General features: G+C 74.4%; 5 protein-coding genes and 1 pseudogene. 3 read left to right on the top strand and 3 right to left on the bottom strand.

Annotated features, from left to right (window positions below; genetic code table 11):
• Positions 1-923 (bottom strand): aminotransferase-like domain-containing protein (locus AOK15_RS37240; protein ID WP_157870485.1); only part of this gene is annotated, 923 nt, incomplete at its 3' end.
• Between AOK15_RS37240 and AOK15_RS49045 the strand changes: the two are divergent.
• A pseudogene (locus tag AOK15_RS49045) lies at positions 914-1,327 on the top strand (EamA family transporter); the annotation flags it as partial. The gene AOK15_RS37240 and the pseudogene AOK15_RS49045 overlap by 10 nt on opposite strands.
• Positions 1,328-1,846: 519 nt before the next feature.
• Here the strand turns inward: AOK15_RS49045 and AOK15_RS37230 are convergent.
• Positions 1,847-2,677, bottom strand: coding sequence for an alpha/beta fold hydrolase (locus tag AOK15_RS37230; protein ID WP_055523098.1), 831 nt, complete (start codon positions 2,675-2,677; stop codon positions 1,847-1,849).
• A 143-nt stretch (positions 2,678-2,820) separates the two neighbouring features.
• On the opposite strand from AOK15_RS37230, the gene AOK15_RS37225 reads away from it, so the two are divergent.
• Together AOK15_RS37225 and AOK15_RS37220 are read left to right on the top strand one after the other, a co-directional pair.
• A complete protein-coding gene (locus AOK15_RS37225; protein ID WP_055523096.1) occupies positions 2,821-3,708 on the top strand; it encodes an RNA polymerase sigma-70 factor in 888 nt (295 codons plus the stop codon).
• Between the two features lie 266 nt (positions 3,709-3,974).
• A complete protein-coding gene (locus AOK15_RS37220; protein WP_055523094.1) occupies positions 3,975-4,736 on the top strand; it encodes a GntR family transcriptional regulator in 762 nt (253 codons plus the stop codon).
• 201 nt (positions 4,737-4,937) lie between these two features.
• On the opposite strand, the gene AOK15_RS37215 is transcribed toward AOK15_RS37220, so the two are convergent.
• Positions 4,938-6,095 (bottom strand): ROK family transcriptional regulator, encoded by a 1,158-nt coding sequence (locus AOK15_RS37215; RefSeq protein WP_079058923.1) that lies wholly within the window; start codon positions 6,093-6,095, stop codon positions 4,938-4,940.
• Positions 6,096-6,194 lie beyond the last annotated feature (99 nt).

Below are 6,194 nucleotides of genomic sequence, written 5' to 3'. Positions count from 1 at the left end.
TCGCCGTCGTAGTCGTCCTCGACGATCAGACCGTCCACCGACCGCGCCCAGTCCAGGAGTTCGGTCCGGCGCCGAGCCGAGTAGGCGATGCCCGAGGGGAACTGGTGGGACGGCGTCGTCACCACCGCCCGTACACCCGAGTCGCGCAGCGGCCCCATGGCCAGACCCGCCCCGTCCAACGGCAGCGGCACGGTGCCGATCCGGGCGGCGGCGTACAGAGACGCGTGCTCCGGGCTGCCGGGGTCCTCGACACCCAGGGCGTGCTCCCCGCGCGCGTGGAGCACGAGCCCCAGCAGGGTCATCGCCTGGGCGACCCCGGAGACCACCACCAGCCGCTCCGGGGCGGCGGCCACGCCCCGGCGCCGGGCGAGCAGTTCGGCGAGCGCGGTGCGCAGCCGGGGCAGTCCGCGCGGGTCGGGGTAGCCGAGCGCGTCGTGGGGCAGTTCCGCGAGCACCCCGCGCTGCGCGGCGGCCCACGCGGCGCGCGGGAACAGCGACAGGTCGGGTGTGCCGGGGACGAAGTCGGCGCGGGCGCCGGGGGAGCGGGGAGCGAGATCACACGCGCGTGGCGGTCCGCCGCGGACCGCGGCCCCCACCCAGGTCCCCGCGCCGCGGCCGCTGTGCAGATACCCCTCCGCCGCCAACTGCTCGTACGCCTCGGTCACCAGCCCGCGCGACACCCCCAGATCGGCGGCGAGATCCCGGCTCGACGGCAGCCGGGTCCCCCGCGCCAGCCGCCCCGTACGGATCGCCTCCCGCAGCGCGGCCCGCAGCGTACGTCCACGCGCGCGTGCGGGCGCGGAGGCGACCGGCAGCAGCAACTCCCAGGCGGCGGCCCAGGGCGCGGCCCTCTCGCCGTCCACGGGCGAGGCGTCCGGCGGTGGATTGGCCCCCGACGGCGAATTGGTCCCCGATGACGTCATGGAAGTGGACCTTAAACCGATCCGCCCGAGTCCCTAGCGTCACCGTCATGAACGCCACCACGGCTCGCGGAGCCCTGCTCGCCGCCCTCGCCTGCGGCCTCGTCGGCGGCTCCTTCACCGCCAACAGCGTCCTCGGCGACTACCCGTACGCAGGCGGCCAGTTCCTCCGCTACGGGCTCGCCCTCCTGCTGCTGCTCCCGCTGCTCGGCCGGGGCGGCACGGCACCGCTGCGCCGCCTCACCGCCCGCCAGTGGATGCGGCTGGCGCTGCTCGCGGCGGTCGGCATGGTCGGCTTCAACCTCGCCGTGCTCGCCGCCGAGCGCACGGCGGAACCGGCCGTGCCCGGCGTGTTCGTGGGCTGCGCCCCCGTCCTCGTGGCCGTCCTGGTCCCCCTGTCGGAGGGGCGGCGCCCCCGACGGACCGTCCTGTACGGGGCGTCGCTGGTCGCGGCGGGCGCGTTCACCGTCCAGGGCTGGGGCCGCACGGACGGCGCCGGGATCGCCTTCTCCGTCTGCGCGCTGGCCGGCGAGGTCGGCTTCGCGGTCCTGGCCGTGCCGGTGCTGCGGCCGCTCGGCCCGCGGCTGCTGTCGGCGACCCTGTGCGGCGTCGCCGCGATCGAGTCGGCCGCCGTCGGACTGTGCGTCGACGGCGGTGCCTGGCTGCGCCGCCCGGACGGTACGGAGGCCGCCGCGCTGGTGTGGCAGGCGGCGGTCGTCACCGTCGTCGGGTTCGTGTGCTGGTACATGGGCATGCAGCGCATCGGCGCCGAACGCGCCACCCTCTTCTCCGGCCTCATCCCGGTGGCCGCCGCCTGCACCGCGCCCCTCGTCGGCACCGGCTCCTACGGCGCCGCCCAGGCCGCGGGCAGCGCTCTGGTGGGCGCCGGGGTCGCCCTGGGCTCCGGGCTGGCCGCGCGCCGCGGGTCAGCGGCTGCCGTCGAGGATGACGCGGGCCACCAGCGCCGGGTCGTCGTTCATCGGGCAGTGGCCGCAGCCGGGCAGCCGCACCAGCCGGGCGCCGGGGATGATCCGCTTGGCGCGGACGCCCTGCCGCGGGACGAGCAGCCAGTCCCTCGTGCCCCAGGCCACGGTGACCGGCAGCTCCGGGACGTCGTCGGTGAACAGCACGCTGCCGCCCGCCTGGAGCGTCGCGTCGAACCCGGTGGCCCCCGCCAGGGCGAGCGTCTCGGCGACCACGGCCTCGGGTGAACGGCGGCTCGGGCGCGCGTAGATGGTGCTCGTCAGGGCGGCCCGGCCGGCCGCCGACCGCGACAGGCGCCGGACCAGCGGCAGCGGCATCCGCCGGGAGAGGTGCCGCATCGTGAGCAGGATGCCGAAGGCGTAGCGCCGCTCGGCCTCGTTCCAGAACCCGGCGGGCGACAGCGCCGTGACCGACCGTACGAGCTTCTCCCGGCCCAGCTCCAGGGCGAGCAGACCGCCCAGCGAATTGCCCGCGACATGGGGGCGGTCGAGGTCCAGGGTCTCGCAGAAGGCGCGGAACACGGCGGTCGTCGTGGGCAGATCGTAGGTGAGACCGTCCGGGAGCCCGGGGGACGCGCCGAATCCGGGCAGGTCGACACTGATGACCTCGCGCTCGGCCGCCAGCAGGTGCACCACCGGGTCCCAGGCCTGCCGGTGGTGGCCGATGCCGTGCAGCAGGAGCAGCGGTTCGCCGGTGCCCTCGCGCGCGTAGGAGACCGTCACGGACCGCGGGCCGAGCGGGGAGGGGACCTGGAAGGAGACCGTGGCGGACATGGTGCAGCTCCTCGTCTGTGAGGGTGGGGCGCGCCGTCGTACGGCAATTCCTAGACAGCTTGTCAGCAACTGCTACCGACGGGTAGTCTCCGTGGGTAACAAACGCCCTGGACACCGGCCCGCCCGTCGGATGGGATGGGACGGTGACCACTGACACCGCGACCGACGTCTTCGAAGAGCACCGTCCCGTCCTCATGGGAGTCGCCTACCGCATGCTCGGCAGGGTCGCCGACGCCGAGGACGTGGTCCAGGAGGCCTGGCTGCGCTGGACCGGCGCCGACCGGTCCGACGTTCGCGAACCCCGCGGCTACCTGGTCCGCGTGACGACCCGCCTCGCCATCGACCGGCTCCGCCAGGTGCAGTCGCGCAACGAGGCCTACCCCGGCCCGTGGCTGCCCGAGCCGTACGCCACCGACTACGAGGCCACCGTCCCGGACACCGCCGAACGCGCCGTGCTCACCGACACGGTCTCCCTGGCCGTCCTCGTCGTCCTGGAGTCCCTCTCACCCCTGGAACGCGCGGTGTTCGTGCTCCGGGAGGCCTTCGGCTACCCCTACGCCGAGATCGCCGGCATGCTCGACCGCGCCGAGCCCGCCGTGCGCCAGCTCGCCGGACGGGCCCGCCGGCACGTCGACGAGCGGCGCCCGCGCTACGAGGTCGACCCGGCCGAACGCCGGGAGCTCACCGAGCGGTTCCTCGCCGCGGCGGCCGGCGGCGACCTCGACGGGCTCATGGCGCTGCTCGCCCCCGACGTCCGCCTCGTCGCCGACAGTGGTGGCCTCGCCAAGGCCCCGGTGCGGATCATCGAGTCCGCCGACAAGGTGGGACGCTTCCTGCACGGCGTGTCCGGCCAGGGCCTCGAGGACGCCTCGTTCCGCTTCATGGAGATCAACGGCGGCTTCGCGCTGGTCGTCCTCGCCGCGGGCAAGCCCGACGCCGTGTTCCAGCTCGACGTCGCCGACGGGCGTATCCAGCGCATCCACATCGTCCGGAACCCGGAGAAGCTGCTCGCCCTGCCGATCGACCAGTAGCCGGCGGTAGCCGGTGGGCTGTCGGGCACCCGCCCGTCGAGCGCCGTACGACCCGTCAGGTGATCGGTCGTACGGCGGTTCGGCATGCCCTCATGAAGGCTCCGTGAACGCTGTGCCACGCCCCGCGCGGTGGATGCCCGAGGCTTCGAGGATTGGTCTTGACCAAGGGTGGGGGCGGGCCTATGGTCGCAAGAAAGTGCAACAACCTTTAATAAACAAGGGCGCTAAAAACGCCGCCGGGACACGGCGAAGCAGCGGAGGACAGGGTGGGGACCCAGCAGCTCGAATCGGTGCCGGAACCGAAGTACTGGCACCTGAAGACCGTGCTCAGTGAGGCATTGGACTCCGAGTTCTCGGTGGGTGAGATCCTGCCCAACGAGCGTGACCTCGCGGCCCGCTTCGGCGTCGCACGGGCCACGCTCCGCCAGGCACTGGAACAGCTCGAACTGGAAGGCCGGCTCCAGCGCCGGCGCGGCGTCGGCACCACGGTGGCCCCGCCGCGCGTGGGCGTCTCCGTCGGCGGCGAGCAGCACGCCTGGCCGGGCACGGCCGGGGACACCTGGCAGGCCGTGGACTGCGCGGAGGCGACGCCGCCCACCGCGGTGGCCGAGATCCTGGACACCCTCCACGGCGAGCAGGTCCATGTCGTACGTCGCTCCCGCGTCTCCCACGGCCAGCCCGTGGCCGCCGAGCTGCTCTACATCCCGGCGGCCTCGGTGCCCGCCCTCTCCGCCATAGACGCGCCCTCCGGCGCGGCACGCGCGCGTGCGGTGCTGCGCGAGTTGCAGCGGCTGGAACTGGAGGGGCAGGACCGGTCGGTGGAGCTGGGCTCCGCGCGCGCGGAGGACGCGAAGGAACTGGACCGGCTGCCCGGAGCGCCCGTCCTCGTCGTCACGACCCGTTTCTTCGCCGAGGGACGCGCCGCCGCGGTCTCCCTGGCCACCTACCGTGCCGACACCTGCCGCCTGACCTTCGGCGCCTCGGGCGACGTCGAGATCCATCACGGCCCGGAACGCCGCGCGTCCTGAGCCGCGGGGTTCGAAGTCGCGCGCCTGAGCCGCGCGCGTACCGAGCCCAGCGATCTGAGGCCAGCGATCTAAGGCCACCGGCCCGGACGACCTGCACCCGCCGTGCCCCGGACACCTCCGGGGCACGGGGTTTCGCTTGAACCCGGGGGCTCAGTGCCTGGCGGCGCCGAAGGCGTTCGGCGCCCAATGTACTGAGAGGGCTCAGCGCCGGGCCGTGACCGTGCCCTCGACCGCGAACAGCTGCTCCTCGACATGGTCGAGCGCGAGCCGCAGCGCGCCCATGGCGACGGCCGTCTCGCCCAGCCGGGACAGGGCCACCCGGGGCGGGCGCAGGCAGTAGCGGGCGAGTTCGTGCCGCAGGGGTTCGAGGACGTCGTCGATGCCGGTGGCCCAGCCGCCCACGACGACCAGCTCGGGGTCGAGCGCCAGCACCAGCGCGGCCACGTCGTGCACCAGCCGCTGTATGAAGCGCTCCACCGCGGCGCGGGCCCGCTCGTCGCCCTCGCGCGCGTGCCGGAACACGTCGGCGACGGCCTGCTCGTCCAGCGGGTGCAGCGGCTCGCCGGTGGTCGACAGCAGCGCCTCAGGGGTGGCCTCCCGGCCCAGCAGATGCAGCGCGCCGATCTCCCCGGCCGCGCCCCCGTAGCCCCGGTGCAACCGTCCGCCGATCAGCGAACCCGCGCCCGGGCTCAGCCCGGCCAGCACGAACACCAGGTCGTCGGACTCGGTGGCCGCGCCCTTCCAGTGCTCGGCGACCGCGGCGGCGTTGGCGTCGTTCTCCACCAGGACCGGGCACTTGAAGGAACGGCTCAGCCGCTCGCCCAGGTTCAGCCCCGTCCACTCCGGCAGGGCCGTACCCAGCCGTACGGTGCCGTCCGCCTCGACGATGCCGGGGGTGCCCACACCGACCGCGCGCAGCGAGTCCCGCGCGACACCGGACCTGCGCAGCAGCTCCGCGACGATCGAGCGCAGTCGTTCCAGCCGTTCGTCGGCCGGCGCGGTCTCGGCGACGTCCTTGGTCAGCGAGCCCAGCACCCGCCCGTCGAGGTCCGCGAGCAGCGCGGTGACGCCGTGCGAGCCCACCTCCAGCCCGAGCAGGTGCCCCGCCTCCGCCCGGAACCGGTACCGGCGCGCCGGCCGGCCCTGGCGCCTGGCGGCCCCTTCCTCGGCGGCCCGCTCCACCACCAGCCCGGCCTCGACCAGCCCTTCGACGACGCCCTCGACCGTGGGCCGGGACAGCCCGGTGACCCGGGTGATCTCGGTGAGCGTGGCGTGATCCGTGGCGCGCAGCGCGTGCAGCACCACCGCCGAGTTGATTCTTCGGAGCAGAGAAGGATCCCCGCCGGTCAGCTGCCCCAACGTCCGTCCTCCCAGCTAGCACGCGATGTCTGCCGGATCGTACTCGCCAAGGGGGACCCCGGCGAGTGTCCACCGCCCCCGACCTGCCCGAGGGCCCCG

It is taken from the genome of Streptomyces ossamyceticus (genome assembly GCF_001418475.1).
Taxonomy (GTDB): Bacteria; Actinomycetota; Actinomycetes; order Streptomycetales; family Streptomycetaceae; genus Streptomyces; species Streptomyces ossamyceticus.
Note: the sequence above shows the minus strand (reverse complement) of the source record. Positions and strands in the feature narration are given on the sequence as shown.